This is a genomic window from Corynebacterium antarcticum (genome assembly GCF_016595285.2).
Classification (GTDB): Bacteria; Actinomycetota; Actinomycetes; order Mycobacteriales; family Mycobacteriaceae; genus Corynebacterium; species Corynebacterium antarcticum.
Genome location: NZ_JAENIP020000001.1, coordinates 1 through 15349, shown reverse-complemented (window position 1 = coordinate 15349; position 15349 = coordinate 1). Strand labels below are relative to the sequence as shown.

The following is a 15349-nucleotide window of genomic DNA, read 5'->3' as shown; positions in this document are numbered from 1 at the left end:
CAGACATCCCGTTCGGCGGACCGGGACCGCCCCGGACCGGACCGGGAAACCTGACCTATCATCGGTGATCACGGAGCATTTTTAACAGATTTAACAAGTTGGAGTGGCGGCACCGCCCGCCCGAGGAGCGAACGTGAAAGACCCGACCGTGAGAAACCCCTTCACCCCGACCTTCGGCAGTTCCCCGGAACTGCTCGTCGGACGGGACGGCATCCTGGACTCCTTCACCCGTGGACTGGACGAGGGGCCCGGGTCACCGACACGCGCACTCCTGCTGTCCGGTCAGCGCGGCGTGGGCAAGACCGCCCTCCTCAACGCGATCGAGGACCGGGCGCAGGCCCTCGGCTGGCTGACCATGGCCGAGACCGCGCTGGAGGGGCTGATCGACAGGCTCGTCACCGATCATCTCCCGACGCTACTCCGGAACCACGATCCCCGGTCGGTGACCAGGCATCTCGACGGCGTGACCGCCCCGGGAGGAATCGGCGGAGCCACCTTCACCGTCCGCGACCGGCACCCGGGGACACCGTCGCTCCGGTCGCAGCTCACGGACCTCACCGGGATTCTCGCGCCCCACCGTACCGGCGTCCTGATAACCGTGGATGAGGTCTGGCCGGGCTCCGCCGGGGAGCTCCGCGAGTTGGCCACGGTGATCCAGCACCTGTTCCGGGAGGCACGTCCCGTCGCCGTCGTGATGGCGGGGCTGCCCGAGAACGTCGACGCACTGCTGAACGCCGAGGCCATCACGTTCCTGCGGCGGGCGCACCACTCGATCCTCGGTGCCGTGACGAGGGCTGAGGCCCGCGCGGCGCTCGAGGTACCGGTGACCGCGGCGGGGCGGCGCTTCGACGACGACGCCCTCGATGCCGCGGTCGACGCCACCCGCGGCTACCCCTACATGATCCAGCTGATCGGCTACCACTCCTTCGCGGTGGACGGGGAGGGCACCATCGCCCACGATGCGGTGGCGACGGCCCGGCAGAGGGCCCTGGGTGAGGTCGGGCGCATGGTGCACCGCCCCGCGCTCCGACTGTTGTCGGCGAAGGAACTCGAGTTCGTCCGTGCGATGGCCGTGGATGACGGCCCCAGCCACACGAGCGACATCGCCGCGCGGATGGACCGCTCCCCCGCCTACGTCGGCCAGTACAGGCGGCGGCTGCTGGCCAAGCACATCATCTCAGCGCCCGCCTACGGACTCGTCGATCTGCCGATGCCGGGGATGCGCGACTACCTGCGACTCGACCCGGACGCCACCGAGGCGGCGTACACCGGCTTCTGGTGAACCTCCGCCGGGCCACTCACTCCCAGTTGCCGGCCGCGACCACACGGGGATCGACCTCGCGTCCGGTCCACGCGATCCTCAGCTCCCCCAGGGCGTCCTCCTGTTCCACACCGATGGCCTGCGCCTTGTACAGCTCCAGGAGCGCCAGAAACCGGCCGACCACCTCCATGGAGACGGTGCAGTCGCGGGTCAGCGCAGCGAACGTGAGCCACGTCTCGGCTCCGGCGAGCCGTAGGGTGTCCAGTATCCTTCCGGCCTGCTCCGGAACGGAGACGGCGACCTTGTGGATGTGATCGGTACCGACGAGCTCCGGAACCCTGGGACGGAACACACCCGCCGCCAGCTCGGCGAAACTCGCCGGGGTGTGTCCGAGAGTCACCGGTGGGAGCAGTTCGGCGAACCTCTCCTCGAGACTGACCGCACGGGGATAGCGCCTGGGGGCGCCCCGCTGCCAGGTCGCGAAGAGTTCCGCGACCTGTTTGTAGGCCCGGTACTGGAGCAGACGCGCGAACAGGAGGTCACGGGACTCGAGGAGGGCGAGATCCTCCTCGCTGTCCACCTCACCCCGGGGCAGCAGCCGCGCGGTCTTCAGATCCAGGAGGGTCGCGGCCACGACGAGGAACTCGGTGATCTCATCCAGCTCGGCGGTCTCTCCGAGTGCCCGGGTGTAGGCGATGAACTCGTCGGTCACCCGCGAGAGACTCACCTCCGTGACATCGAGCTTCTTCTGGCCGATGAGCTGCAGCAGCAGATCGAAGGGGCCGGTGAAGTTCGCGAGCGCCACCCGGAATCCGGTGATCTCCGGCTGCTCCCCGAGCGTCGCGGAGGAGGCGTGGATCCCTCGGCTCACGGTCAGTCGACGGTCCGCTCGATGACCTCGCGGGCGAGGTTCCGGTACTGGTCCGCCCCCTGCGAGTTGGGTGCCCAGGTGATGATCGGTTCACCGGCGACGGATGTCTCCGGGAAACGCACCGTCCGGGTTATCACCGTGTCGAACACCTGGTCACCGAACACCTCGACGACCCGGGACATGACCTCGCGGGCGTGGCTCGTACGCCGATCGAACATGGTGACCAGGATCCCGATGATCTCGAGGTCGAAGTTGAGCCGGTCACGGACCTTCTCGACGGTGTCGGTGAGCAGCGCGAGCCCCCGGAGGGAGAAGTAGGCGCACTCCATCGGGATGATGACCCCGTGGGAACAGGCCAGTGCGTTGACGGTCAACAGCCCGAGGGAGGGCTGACAGTCGATGATGATGTAGTCGTAGTCCCTCATGACGGGCCGTAGCGCGCGGGCGAGGGTCTGCTCGCGACCGACCTCGTTGACCAGCTGGATCTCCGCGGCCGAGAGGTCGATGTTGGCGGGGACGAGATCCAGGCCGGGGACGTTGGTGCGGTGGATGGCGTTGAGCACGGAGGTGGAGCTGTCGACCATCAGGTTGTAGACGGTCAGATCGAGTTCGTCGTGCGGGATGCCGAGACCGGCTGACAGGGCGCCCTGCGGGTCCAGGTCGACCAGGAGGACCTTCCGCCCCTCCGCGGCGAGGCAGGCGCCGAGGTTGATGGTGGACGTGGTCTTGCCCACGCCGCCCTTCTGGTTGCACATCGAGAGGATCGTCGCGGGTCCGTGCCTGTCCAACGGCGCGGGTTCTGCGGGCTCGCGGAGGGGGCGCCCGGTCAGACCTACCTCGGGTCCCGGTGAATCGAACAACGCCGAATCACTCACAGTCAATCCCTCTTCCTTGTCATTCGCACCTACACACGCTCTCACACACGGGGCCGCGTGAAACACCCGTGACTCCGGTGACGGACCGCGGTGGCGCGGCTCGGAGGCCAGCCCCTTACACCGGTGTGGTTCCAGATTACATGGTCAGCGGCGAACGCCCCGCCGACACCACCGAACAGCGGATTCACCACCAGGAACAAGCTTGAGCACTTGACCAGGAACTCATGCCCGCGGGTGGGCTCCGGCCCACACCTGACGGAGGTTCTCCGGTGTGACGTGGGTGTAGATCTGTGTGGTCGTCACAGAGGCGTGCCCGAGCAGCTCCTGGACGACACGGATGTTCGCCCCACCCTGCAGCAGGTGGGTGGCGTAGGAGTGGCGGAGCGTGTGCGGCGAGATCCTGGCGTCGATCCCGGCACGCTCGGCGGTGTCCCGGATGATGCGCCAGGCGCTCTGCCTGCTGAGCGGACCACCACGGCGGTTGAGCAGAAGCGCGTGGGTCCGTCCCCGGGACATCGCGGGCCTGCCGCGGACGAGCCAGTCCTCGACCGCGCGGATCGCCGGGGTTCCCACCGGCACCATTCTCTGGATGTCGCCCTTGCCGGTGAGCACGAGCATCGTCACGGAACCGTCCGTGGTCGGCCGGGGTGCAGAGTCGACCGGCAGCGACGTGATCTCGGAGATCCGGGCCCCCGTACCGTAGAGCAGTTCCAGAAGCGCCCTGTCGCGGAGATCCGCGGGCGTGGCTTGTTCGCCGGTGGGCACGGCATCCAGGAGTGCAGCCACCTGATCGACGGTGAGGGTCTCGGGAAGTCGTTCACCGACGGACGGGGGCTGGACCTGACCGGATACGTCCAGTTCGAGCTTCCCCTCGGATACCCCGAACCTGTGGAGTCCGCGCGCCACCACCAGGGCCCGAGCCGCGGAGGAGGCGGCCAGTGCCCTGCGGCCGGTGTCCGGGTCACCCGTGCGCAGGTGGACGAGATAGCGCTCGATGTCCGTTTCACGGACCGCCCGCAGGTCCTCCAGTCCCGCCGCATCGAGCCAGTCGAGGTAGCGCCGCAGATCGCGGCGGTAGTTCGACTCGGTGTTGGACGACACCCCCCGCTCCACAACGAGGTGGTCGAGCCAGGTCCGTGCGAGTTCCCGGGGATCCGTCACAACCCCTTGAGATCCTCACCCGGTGCATGGCCCGCACCGCGGCGTCGGGCAAGAGACGTCGGCCGGAGGCGGAACGGTTCGTCGACACTCCTGGGCGTGCTGCGCCCCGCGAGGACGTCGAGCCCCACCATGATGCCGGCGACGGCGATCGAGTTGACGATCTCCCCCGACACCACCATCCGGAGGACCTCTCCGGGATCGAACCAGGTGAGGACCATGTCCGATTCCTCGTCGTCGGCCGCCTCCGGACGCTCGACCCCGGAGAGGTCGCGGGCGAGGTAGACCCGCACCGCTTCCTCACAGAATCCCGGGGAGCTGACAACGTCGGTCAGCAGATCCCACCGACCGGCGCGGAGACCGGCCTCCTCGGCCAACTCCCGGACGGCGCAGTCCAGCGGGTCTTCACCAGCGAGATCGAGGAGACCCGCCGGGAGCTCCCAGAGCCGGTCCCGGACACAGTGCCGGTACTGGTGGACCAGTGCGATCCGCTCCCCGTCGAAGGCGAGAACGGCGACCGCACCGAAGTGCTCGACGATCTCCCGCGCGGCGACGCTCCCTCCCGGCATGGTCACCCGGTCCCGGCGGACCGCGAGGATCGGGGCGTCGAGGAGCAGCTCCGACTCGGTGACGGTGAACTCATGCGAACCGGGTGCGGTCACGGGCGTGATCTCCTATCGGTTGGAGCGGCGGTCCACCGCCGCTGCCACGAGTGCGGCGAACAGCGGGTGCGGACGGGTCGGGCGGGACTTGTACTCCGGGTGCGCCTGCGTCGCCACGAGGAACGGGTGCACGTCGCGCGGGTACTCGACGAACTCGACGAGCCTGCCGTCGGGCGACGTGCCGGAGAACACGAGCCCCGAGCCTTCGGCGATCCGGTCCCGGTAGGCGTTGTTCACTTCGTAACGGTGGCGGTGGCGTTCGGACACCTCGGTCGTTCCGTAGGTCTCCGCGACGACCGACCCCTCATCGAGGACGGCCGGGTAGGCCCCGAGACGCATGGTTCCACCCAGATCGGCCTTGCCGGAGACCGCGTCGTGCTGATCCGCCATGGTCGCGATGACGGGGGCGGGGGTCTCCGGATCGAATTCCGCGGAGGATGCGTCCTCGATCCCGGCGGCCCGGGCCGCCTCGATGACGGTGCACTGCAGTCCGAGGCACAGCCCGAGGAGCGGTATGCCGTTCTCGCGGCAGTACCGCACGGCACCGATCTTGCCCTCGATGCCGCGGATCCCGAAGCCCCCGGGCACCACGACGCCGTCGACACCGTCGAGTGCCTTCGCGGCGCCCTCGGTCGTCTCGCAGTCGTCGCTCGGCACCCAACGGATCACGGTCCGGACGTTGTTCCCGAATCCGCCGGCCCGGATCGCCTCGGTGACGGAGAGATACGCGTCGGGGAGGTCGATGTACTTGCCGACCAGCGCGATGGTGACTTCGCCGGAGGGGTTGTGGACCCGCTCCAGCAGACCGCCCCACACCGTCCAGTCGACGTCGCGGAAGGGCAGTCCCAGGCGACGGATGAGGAAGGAGTCGAGATGCTCCCGGTGCAGGACCTTCGGGATGTTGTAGATGGAGGGCGCGTCCGCGCAGGAGATGACTCCCTCCTCGTCCACGTCGCACATCAGCGCGATCTTCGACTTCAGCGCGTCGGGGACCTCGCGGTCGCAGCGGAGCACCAGCGCGTCGGGGACGATACCGATGGAGCGGAGCGCGGCGACGGAGTGCTGGGTCGGTTTGGTCTTCAGCTCGCCGGAGGGTGCGAGGTAGGGGACGAGAGAGACGTGGATGAAGAAGATGTTCTCCCTGCCGACGTCGTGGCGGGCCTGTCGGGCGGCCTCGAGGAAGGGCTGCGACTCGATGTCGCCGACGGTTCCACCGATCTCGGTGATGACGATGTCGGGGCGGACGCCGTCGGCGTCGGGCTCCCCCATCTCGAGGACACGGCGCTTGATCTCGTCGGTGATGTGGGGAATGACCTGGACCGTGTGGCCGAGGAACTCACCGCGCCGCTCGCGGGCGATGACCGTGGAGTACACCTGTCCGGTGGTGACGTTCGCGTTCGAACCGAGGTTGCGATCGAGGAAACGCTCGTAGTGGCCGAGATCGAGGTCGGTCTCTGCACCGTCGTCGGTGACGAAGACCTCACCGTGTTCGAAGGGGTTCATGGTGCCCGGATCGACGTTGAGGTACGGATCCAGCTTCTGCATGGTCACCTTCAGGCCACGTGCGGTGAGCAGCTGCCCGAGGCTGGAGGCCGTCAGGCCCTTACCCAGCGAAGACGCGACACCGCCGGTGACGAAGATGTACTTGGTATCAATGCCACGCGTATGCGACAAAAGGGGGCTCCCGGGGTTCTAGGTCGATCCCGGGCGCACTGCCGGGCGGGATCGAGGTGTACGGACTGCCCCACCCGAAGCATCGGCATCAACCGGTTGATCCGCCTGCCCCACGGACGTGGAGCGGGCCCGGAAAACGAGGAAACCGCAGGTGGTGCTGAAGGTTAACGGCAACGTAACCCACGGGTCTCCAGTCTAACACAGCCCCCGTCCCCGCCCGAGGCCGCTATCCGGCCTCGGGAGCGGGCGCAGCCTGCTCCTCAACGGGTTGTTCCTCGACCGGGGCCTCCGGTGCCGGTGCCTCGTCCGTCACGGGCTCCGGATCCCGGACCGGACCGGTGGGCCTGGCGGGTGCGGCGGCTTCCGCGGAGGCCGCCGAACCGTAGGAACCGGAATCACCCTCGCGCTCGTAGCGTGCCGCGAGAACCGTCGCCATGCGCCCGTAGGCGCGATCGATGGAGTCGACGGTGGAGACGTGCCGGTTCGCGTCCGGATTCGCTCTGAGGAAACCAATGGCGCCGGTGTCCGCGGCGGCGTGCACCCGGCCGGCGAGAACCACACCACGGCCCCGCGTGTCCAGCGCCGTCGCGAAGGTGGCGAGATTCTTGGCCGCGAACCGGTCACCGGAGCCGTCGTCGTCACCGGTGATGATCACGATGATGTCGGCGGGTCGGATGGTCCCGTGCTCGAACGTGATGAAGCCGGCCTCGGAGAGGGCGTTCAGCAGTAGGTCCCGTTCCCCCGCGTCCGCCTGCGGATCGCCGGTCGCCGGATCCTTGAACAGGGCGGACCCGAGGGCCTCACCGGAGTGGGTGCCTGGGTCGAGCCGGTCGAGCGAGAGCTGCGCCCCGGCCGGAAGCGTCGAGGTGACGATCGTCTTCAACCCGTCGGCGCCCTCCTGATCCAGGAATTTGTCCGTCAACGTGATGGTGCCCGCGTCGACCGCATCCGCTTTCCCCAGGAGCCAGGCGATGTTGTCGATGTCCTCCTGATCTGCGCCGGGGGTCGTGATGAGCAGGACCGACTGGTCGGTGAGAGTGCCGGCCACGGTCTCCTCCGCGACGCTCGCGACGACCGCGTCCGCGGTATCCGCCTGAGCCGCTCCGATCTCGGCGTCGAGACGCGCCTCACTGAGCTGCGCGGGCGTGATCGTCTCGGCTCCGGACTCCCTCTCCGGGAGGATCGGGGCCAGGACACAGGCACCCAGGGCTACGCCGCCCGCGATGCCGAAGAAGATGCCCGCCAGCGGTCCGAATCGACGCCGTGATGTGTGGGCCATGGGTGAGAACTCCTGATCAGGTGTGGTGAGAGGTTGGTGGCGAAGACGCCGCTAGCGGAACCAACCCTGGACGGTCAGCGCGAGATTGTTCCAGGTGTCGATGAGGTTTTCGGCGAAACCACCGTCCCCGGAGGTGCCCGCGATGACAATGATCACGGCGACCGCGACGAGGAAGCCGAGCAGGGTCCAGAGCCACGCGAGGTTGACCGGACCGCCGACGTTGTAGAGCTCCGCCACCGTGTCACCGTCGATCAACCGGGCCCCGAGCTTCGCCCTCGTGAGCAGCGCCGAGGGCGTCGCCTCGGGTCCGTCGACGAAGATCGTGTGGAGATCCAGGGGCGCACCGGCATTCACGATGAGGGAAGCGCCGTGGTAGTCGGCCAGGAGGAGCGCGAGGTCCGTGGCCGACTTGCTGGCGGCGGGGAACGTCATCGCACCGATGCCGAGGTCCTGGATACGCTCCAGTCCGACGGCGTGCCCGTCGGGGTCCGCGGGAAGCACGACGCGGGCGCCGCTGCGGAGCGCCTCCGAACCGATGCCGGACGGATCTCCGACGACGAGGTCCGGGGTGTACTTGGCGTCGACGAGGGCGTCCGCACCGGAATCGACACCGATGAGGACCGGATCGTACTCGCGGATGAAGTTGTGCAGCCGTTTCAGCTGCTCCCGATGGTCGGGACCGGGTGAGAGGACCAGGACCTTCCGGTTGGCGATCACGACCCCGGTCTCGGGGACTCCGAGGCCGTCGATCAGCAGCGGAGCCTCCGAGTGGATGAACTGGATCGTGTTCCCGAAGAACGCCTCCATGTGGTCCACGAGCGAACCCTGTGCCTCGGTGAATGCGACCTCCGCGGAACGGGAGTCGAGGATCCGTCCCGCGCAGATCAGCGTCGATCCCTGGTAGAGCTCGCCGTCTTCGGTGAGCACGCCCTTGCGGCCGTCCCTGAGGTGGCGCCACACTTCCGCACCGACGCTGTCCACGAGGGTGATACCGGCGTCGAGCATCATCTGGGGACCGAAGTTCGGCACCGCACCCGTGGTGAACCCGGCGACGTTGACGACGGCGGCGGGCCGGGCGTCGATCAGCCGCTGGGCGAACGCACGGTTGATGTCCGGGGCATCGATCACGGCGATGTCGCCCTCGGAAAGACGCTTCAGGCCCTTCCCTCGGCGGGTGCACTCGCGGAGAGTGCCACGCAGGCCGGGGAGATCTACGGTGCGGGAGAACAGACTCATGCCGCTATTGTGCAACCGGGCGGGCCCCACGTGGTGGAGACTCGCGGAACAGCGGTTGAGGATGTCCGTCCGTCCCTCTCTCCGTCAACGGAACTCTGCGCGGACCTTCGCGGCGGTGTCGAGAAGTTCCCGTGCGTGTGCCCGGCCCGTCGCGGTGTCGTCGAGACCGGCGAGCATGCGGGAGATCTCCTCGACCCGCCGGTCCTCGTCCAGTACCTCGACCCCGGAGGTCACGGAGGAGTCCCCGACCTGCTTCGCGACGTGGAGGTGGGTGTCCGCGAACGCCGCGACCTGCGGCAGGTGGGTGACCACGATGACCTGGTTGTCCACGGCCAATCTCGCGAGCCGACGTCCGATCTCGACCGCAGCCCGACCTCCGACTCCGGCATCGACCTCGTCGAACACGAGCGTCGCACCGCTGGTCCCGGCCGCGAGGATGACCTCGAGCGCGAGCATGACGCGGGACAGCTCACCGCCGGATGCGGTCGTGGCCAGGGCCCGGGCCTCGGTGTCGGGCGTCGCGGCGAGGAGGAACTCGATGTCGTCCGCGCCGTCCGCTCCCGGGGCCACCTGCCGGAGAGCGACCTCGAAGCGGGATTTGGCCATCGCGAGTCCGTGCAGTTCCCCGGTCACCTGGGCACCCAACCTCTCCGCGGCGGCGGCCCGGACCGCGGTCAGTTTCGCCGCGGTGGAACGCATCGTCTTCTCCGCCTCCGTCGTCTCGGCCCGGAGCTTCTCGACGGCGTCGCTGGAGACGTCGATGGCGGCGAGCTTGCGGCGTGCTTTGTCCCGCCACGCGAGAACCCCGTCGATGTCGGCGGCGTATTTCCTGGTCAGCTGTTTGAGCTGCTGTTGGCGCTGCAGCATCTGTTCGAGGGCGTCGGGGTCGGCGGGAAGACCGGACAGGAATCCGCCGAGTTCCGCGGAGATCTCCCCCAGCTGCGAGGTCATCTCGCCCAGTCGCGCCGCGACCGCGGCGAGAACGGGATCATCCGACCCCGCCAGCGCCGACTGGGCCGCACCGAGGAGGTCGGAGGCTCCCGAGGTGTCGACCGCCCCGTCGAAACCACCCAGCGCCTCGGGTCCGTCGACCGCGACGACGGCCGCGGTCGCCTGTTCCCGCAGTCCGTCGACGTCCTGGAGCCGACGGATCTGATCCTTGAGATCGGTGTCCTCGCCGGGCCCGGGATCCACGTCATCGATCTCCCCGATCGCGAACTGGAGGCGGTCGACCTCCTGCGCGAGCTCGCGCCGCCGCGTCGTCCGTTCCTTGAGGTTCCTGGACTTGTCCCGCCAGGACCGCCACGCCCGCCGATAGTCCGAGAGCAGCGGCGCGATCCGCGGATCGAATCTGTCGAGGGCTGCCAACTGGCGTTCCGGCGACAACAACCGCAGCTGGTCGTTCTGCCCGTGGATCGTGAGCAGGTCCGCGGTGAAGTCCGCGAGGGTGGCGGCGGGAACCGAGCGACCACCGAGATGAGCCCGACTGCGTCCGGTCGCGTTGACGGTGCGCGACGCTATGAATTCGCCGTTCTCGTCGGCGGTGCCGCCGGCGGCGTCCACGAGCTCGGTGACCGCACGCGCAGTCTCCGCGGGCAGCTGATCGACGAGGAACCTGCCCTCGACCACCGCTTGTGCGGCGCCGTTCCGGACCCTCGAGGCATCGGCCCGGCCCCCGCACAACAGCCGGAGTCCGGAGACCACCATGGTTTTACCTGCACCGGTCTCCCCGGTCAGCACCGTGAGCCCGGCGTCGAGTTCGGTGGTGGCTACGGGAATGACACCGAGGTTCTCGATCGTGATCTCTGCAAGCATGCCACCACGATACAGCACCGTTTAGAACAGGCGTGCTAGAACGGCGCCCGGTTATGGAGCGCTCAGCAACCGGCGGGGCGGTGGTGCTTCACCGGACCGGGCCCCCGCCATCCCTCCACCGGAAGACGGAACTTGGTCACGAGTCGGTCCGTGAACGTCGACTCGTCCAGCCGGACCCAACGCACGGGCCGCTGACCGCGCTCCACCTCTATCCGTGATCCGGGCGGCATGGACAGCTCCCGGAAGCCGTCCATGATCGCGACCGCCGCGGAGGTGTCCGAGTTCGACTCCACCGCGACGATCGAGGAGGGGCTGACCACAAGAGGCTTGGCGAACAGCGCGTGAGCGTTGTTCGGGACGACGAGGATGGCGTCGAGCTCCGGCCAGAGCACCGGCCCACCGGCGGAGAACGCGTAGGCCGTGGACCCGGTCGGGGTCGAGATGAGCATGCCGTCGCACCCGAAGGTTGTGACCGGACGGCCGTCCACCTCGAGGGTCGCGTCGAGGACCCCGGAGCGGTTGAGGTTCTCCACACTGACCTCGTTCAGCGCCCACGCGGTACCGACCGGCTCCTGATCCGGCCCCAGGACGGTGACGTCGAGGGTCATCCGGTCCTCGATCCGGTAGTCCTGCTCGATGACCCGCGTGATCGCCAGTTCCAGTGAGTCCGACTCCCATTCGGCGAGAAATCCGACGTGCCCGAGGTTGATCCCCAGGACAGGCAGGTCATTCATGTGCGCGATGTCCGCGGCGCGCAGGAATGTGCCGTCGCCGCCCAGAACCAGGACGAGCTCGACCCCGTCCGCGGCCTCCGCACAGTGCGCGTAGCGGGGGAAACGGCCGAGCACGGGATGCTCGACCAGCACCGTCGGGTCACTGGGCGTCAGTACCCGCACCCGGAGGCCGGCGGCATCGAGCAGCTCCGCCGCGTCAGCGGTTGCCTCCAGATTGGCCCGGCGCCCCACGTGCGGAACAAGTAGTACCTCGCGGTCGGTCATTTCGGCCCTTCCTCCACTGCTCGTTCCACCATCTTCCGGATGTCGTCGTCCCCGTCGGACCGGGTCCCGTCCCCGTCGGTGGCGGGACCGTTGACGAGCCACAGGAAGTACTCTACGTTGCCGGATGGTCCGGGAAGCGGAGAGGCGACGACACCCCGGACCGTCATCCCGAGGTCCCGGGCGAAACGGGCGATATCGCAGGTGACCTCCGTCCTGAGTTCGGGACTGCGCACGACGCCACCGGACCCGAGCCGTTCCTTGCCCACCTCGAACTGCGGTTTCACCATGGGCAGCAGATCGGCGCCGGGGACCATGCAGTCCCGGATCGCAGGGAGGACCAGTCGCAGGGAGATGAACGACAGGTCCCCGACCATGGCGTCGCACCGCCCGCCGAGCGTCTCCGGGGTGATTCCGCGGATGTTGGTCCGGTCGAGGACACGCACCCGGGGATCGTTCTGGAGACGCCAGATCAGCTGGCCGTAACCGACGTCGACGGCGACGACCTCCGAGGCTCCCCGGCGGAGACAGACGTCCGTGAAGCCACCGGTCGACGCACCCGCGTCGAGGACGCGTCGACCGGACAGGCTGAGTCCGTCCCCGCCGAACGCGTCGAGGGCCCCGAGCAGCTTGTGCGCACCCCTGGAGGCGTACGTGTCCTCCTCGGCTTCAGAGACCCGGATCGAGACATCGGGGTTGACCACGGTGGCCGGTTTGACCGCGAGAATTCCCCCCACCTCCACCCTTTTGCCGCGGATCATCTCCACCGCGTGCTCACGGGACCGCGCGATCTTGCGGCGGACGAGTTCGGCGTCGAGACGCCGGCGGGCGACCATCAGGAGACTCCTCGGTGTTCGGTGGCGTGCGTGGCGGGTGACGGGGTCGCGGGACAGGCCCCACCGGAACTACTGCAGCGCATCATGCAGGATCTGGTGTGCTCTGGCGAGTTGTCCGGCTTCCTCGGCGAGCGTTGCCGTCGCCTCGCCCAGAACAGCGTCCAGACTGGCCCGGAGTTGTTCCGGGGTGGTCCGCGATGTCCCGGGATCACCGGGCACCGGTGCGCCGGCCCTAGGTCCCGGTTTCGGGTGTCCGGGCATCATCACCACCACTGCTCGAGCACGCGCCGCGCGTCGACGCTGTCGCCGGTGACCTCGTCGACCGTGGCTTCCGTGGACCACGCGACGGCGGCTGCGGTCCGGAGTGCCTGCACGGCGGTGGAATCGGGGGAACCGCCGCTGATTCGGAGTACGCCGGCGTCGAGGGTCGCTGTGAAGCCGCCCTGTGCACCCGGGCGCAGGGTATCGGTGTCTTCGTCGAAGACGTCGAGGGTGTCCGAGATGAGTGTCGGCCGGTGGGGCACGGGTGCTCCGAGTACGTCGTGGTGGCCACTGACCCCGGTGAGGACGCAGAGGGTGTCCATTCCGGCGGCGACCCCGCCCGCGATGTCGGTGTCCAGTCGGTCGCCGATCGCGAGCGGCGCGCTGCAACCGAGTGCCCGGGCCGCGGAATGGAACATCGCCGGTCCAGGCTTTCCCGCGGAGACCGGGGAGACACCGGTCGCCGAGACCACGGCCGCGACCATCGAACCGTTGCCGACGTGGAGTCCGCGCTCCTTCGGGAGCGTGGTGTCCAGGTTGCTCGCCAGATACAGGGCCCCCTTCCGGATGGCGAGTGCGGCCTCGGAGAGCTGCCTCCACCCGGTGTCAGGGTTGTGGCCGTGCAGGACGGCCACCGGATCGTCGTCCGCGGTGTCCGTGACGGTGAACCCGGCGTCGGCGGCGAGCGCCCGGAACGAGTCGGTTCCGAGTACGAGGACGGTCGACCCCGCGGGTATCCGGTCGGCGGCGAGCTGGATAGCCGCCAGGGCGGAGGTCATGACGTCCTCCGGGCGGGTGTCCAGGCCGAGGGAATTGAGTTGCTCAGCCACATCACGGGGAGCGCGTGAGGCGTTGTTGGTCACGTAGATGGCGGGCAGCCCGGATCCGCTGACGGCCGGCACGGCGCCGGGTACAGCGGCCCCGCCCTGGTATATGGTTCCGTCGAGGTCCAACAGAAGTGCGTCGTAGTCTGAGGCCACAGTCATGGTCCATCAGTCTACCGAGGGGGTACCGGACCGAATCCGGTGCCCCGGTCAACGGTGCGCGTCGGGACCGGCGTCAGCCGAGTTCGGCGAGCCGCTCGTCGGTGTCGAGCAGTTCGTCGGTGTCGGCCTTCTTGGCGTTGGTGAACCAGTCCCGGGCCTCCTCGGTGCGCCCCGCGGCGGCCAGTGCGTCCGCGTAGGCGTAGAACAGCCTGGCTGCCGAGGCGCCGGTGCGGGCGGGGTTGAGGTCCTCGCGCTGCAGCTCGATCACAGCGGCATCGGCGTCGCCCATGTCCTTGCGTGCCCCGGCGATGACGATGGCGAATTCGGTCCTCGACTCCGGGTCGAGGGCTTCGACGTCCTCGTTCCTGGACATCTCGATGGCACGTTCCGGGCGACCGAGGCCCCGTTCACAGTCCGCCATCACCGCGAGGAGGCCCGGCCCACCACTCATCCGCCGCGCGGCACGGAGTTCCGCCAACGCTTCCTTCCATTCGCCCGCGTGATAGGCGGCGATGCCGCACGTCTCCCGGACCACCGCGACCCGGCCCGCCCGGTCCTTCGCGGCCCGGGCGTGGCGCAGGGCGAGCTCCGGGTCATCCGCCATCAGGGTGGCGGACATGACCATGTGTCGACCGACGGCCTCGGCGTTGTCCTTCGACAGAGATCGGAGGTCCTGACGGACCGACGGGTCCAGGTCCTGTGCGGTGATGTCATCGGGGAGATCGGGCTCGGACATCCGGGCCTTGATCCGTTCCTCACGGAAGCCGGACCGCTGCGGTCCCGCGCGGAAACCGTCGTCGCGCCGGCCGGCCCCCGCCCGCTGTGCGTGACCCCGGCCACCGTTGTTGTTTCGACCGCCGCGACGCTGGTCGTCGTCGCGGTTCCCCGCGGAACGTCGTTCTCCGCCGCTGCCGGGACGATTGTCCCGGTCGTAGCCGCCCGCACGCCGATCGCCGATGTCCCGACTCCCGTAACCGCGGCCACCGGCCCCTTCGTTACGCCGACCGGTGCCCCGGCGCCCGCCTTCGTCGGAGGACGGACGGCCGCGGTATCCCTCGCGCTTCCGGCGATCTTCGTCGGTGGTGAACTCTCCGGTCCTGCGGTCGTAGGTGGCCTTCGGCCGGTCGCCTGAGTCGGAGCGCCCCCCGCGGGATCCACGGGGACTCTGCGACCGGCCGGAGGACGGACGGTTGTCGCCCCGACCCCGGCCAGAGTGACGGTTGTCGTTGGAATTGTGTTCAGCCATGACACATGCCCTTCCGGGATCATCGGGTTTGAAACGGTGTACGGACGGTGACCACCCGTGGGAACACGGATAGCCGGAGAGATTCATGCTACCGCGCCACATTTGCAGGGCAGTGGAAACACGAAAAAGCGTGGACCATGATCGTGACCGTGACCCCCTGGGGGCATCATGGTCGGATCATGGTCCACGCTTCG

General features: G+C 68.6%; 14 protein-coding genes. 1 reads left to right on the top strand and 13 read right to left on the bottom strand.

Features of this window, described 5'->3' with window-relative positions:
• Positions 1–133 precede the first annotated feature (133 nt).
• Positions 134–1282 (top strand): ATP-binding protein, encoded by a 1149-nt coding sequence (locus JIM95_RS00070; RefSeq protein ID WP_200257376.1) that lies wholly within the window; start codon positions 134–136, stop codon positions 1280–1282.
• A 16-nt stretch (positions 1283–1298) separates the two neighbouring features.
• Here JIM95_RS00070 and JIM95_RS00065 read toward each other — a convergent pair whose 3' ends face one another.
• The 13 genes from JIM95_RS00065 to JIM95_RS00005 form a co-directional block, all read right to left on the bottom strand.
• Positions 1299–2132, bottom strand: a complete 834-nt coding sequence (locus JIM95_RS00065; protein ID WP_248112972.1) for a segregation and condensation protein A — start codon at positions 2130–2132, stop codon at positions 1299–1301.
• A 2-nt stretch (positions 2133–2134) separates the two neighbouring features.
• Complete coding sequence (locus tag JIM95_RS00060; RefSeq protein WP_200257757.1) at positions 2135–3007, bottom strand: ParA family protein; 873 nt, start codon at positions 3005–3007, stop codon at positions 2135–2137.
• Between the two features lie 222 nt (positions 3008–3229).
• Complete coding sequence (locus JIM95_RS00055; protein WP_200257373.1) at positions 3230–4168, bottom strand: site-specific tyrosine recombinase XerD; 939 nt, start codon at positions 4166–4168, stop codon at positions 3230–3232.
• The gene (locus JIM95_RS00050) at positions 4165–4827 is read right to left on the bottom strand and encodes an NUDIX hydrolase (RefSeq protein ID WP_323373207.1); all 663 of its coding nucleotides are present in this window, start codon (positions 4825–4827) and stop codon (positions 4165–4167) included. The genes JIM95_RS00055 and JIM95_RS00050 overlap by 4 nt, the downstream gene beginning before the upstream one ends.
• Before the next feature lie 12 nt (positions 4828–4839).
• A complete protein-coding gene (locus JIM95_RS00045; RefSeq protein ID WP_200257371.1) occupies positions 4840–6501 on the bottom strand; it encodes a CTP synthase in 1662 nt (553 codons plus the stop codon).
• Positions 6502–6727: 226 nt separating this feature from the next.
• Positions 6728–7780, bottom strand: a complete 1053-nt coding sequence (locus JIM95_RS00040; RefSeq protein WP_200257368.1) for a copper transporter — start codon at positions 7778–7780, stop codon at positions 6728–6730.
• A gap of 51 nt (positions 7781–7831) precedes the next feature.
• Positions 7832–9016, bottom strand: a complete 1185-nt coding sequence (gene steA, locus JIM95_RS00035; RefSeq protein ID WP_200257365.1) for a putative cytokinetic ring protein SteA — start codon at positions 9014–9016, stop codon at positions 7832–7834.
• A gap of 84 nt (positions 9017–9100) precedes the next feature.
• Positions 9101–10831: a DNA repair protein RecN gene (gene recN, locus JIM95_RS00030; protein ID WP_200257363.1), complete on the bottom strand. Its 1731-nt coding sequence runs from the start codon at positions 10829–10831 to the stop codon at positions 9101–9103.
• 62 nt (positions 10832–10893) lie between these two features.
• A complete protein-coding gene (locus JIM95_RS00025; protein ID WP_200257361.1) occupies positions 10894–11829 on the bottom strand; it encodes an NAD kinase in 936 nt (311 codons plus the stop codon).
• Positions 11826–12662, bottom strand: coding sequence for a TlyA family RNA methyltransferase (locus tag JIM95_RS00020; protein ID WP_200257353.1), 837 nt, complete (start codon positions 12660–12662; stop codon positions 11826–11828). Before JIM95_RS00020 ends, JIM95_RS00025 begins: the two co-directional genes overlap by 4 nt.
• 69 nt (positions 12663–12731) lie before the next feature.
• Positions 12732–12881 carry a hypothetical protein gene (locus JIM95_RS00015; protein WP_200257351.1) on the bottom strand — a complete coding sequence of 50 codons (150 nt, stop codon included), beginning with the start codon at positions 12879–12881 and terminating at the stop codon, positions 12732–12734.
• Positions 12882–12925: 44 nt separating this feature from the next.
• Complete coding sequence (locus JIM95_RS00010) at positions 12926–13909, bottom strand: HAD-IIA family hydrolase (RefSeq protein WP_200257349.1); 984 nt, start codon at positions 13907–13909, stop codon at positions 12926–12928.
• A 73-nt stretch (positions 13910–13982) separates the two neighbouring features.
• Positions 13983–15155, bottom strand: coding sequence for a hypothetical protein (locus tag JIM95_RS00005; protein WP_200257336.1), 1173 nt, complete (start codon positions 15153–15155; stop codon positions 13983–13985).
• Between the last annotated feature and the right edge of the window lie 194 nt (positions 15156–15349).

Coding starts and splice junctions, on each gene's coding strand:
- JIM95_RS00040 (WP_200257368.1), bottom strand. CDS start 7,780: ATGGCCCACACATCACGGCGTCGATTCGGACCGCTGGCGGGCATCTTC.
- steA (WP_200257365.1), bottom strand. CDS start 9,016: ATGAGTCTGTTCTCCCGCACCGTAGATCTCCCCGGCCTGCGTGGCACT.
- recN (WP_200257363.1), bottom strand. CDS start 10,831: ATGCTTGCAGAGATCACGATCGAGAACCTCGGTGTCATTCCCGTAGCC.
- JIM95_RS00025 (WP_200257361.1), bottom strand. CDS start 11,829: ATGACCGACCGCGAGGTACTACTTGTTCCGCACGTGGGGCGCCGGGCC.
- JIM95_RS00020 (WP_200257353.1), bottom strand. CDS start 12,662: ATGGTCGCCCGCCGGCGTCTCGACGCCGAACTCGTCCGCCGCAAGATC.
- JIM95_RS00010 (WP_200257349.1), bottom strand. CDS start 13,909: ATGACTGTGGCCTCAGACTACGACGCACTTCTGTTGGACCTCGACGGA.
- JIM95_RS00005 (WP_200257336.1), bottom strand. CDS start 15,155: ATGGCTGAACACAATTCCAACGACAACCGTCACTCTGGCCGGGGTCGG.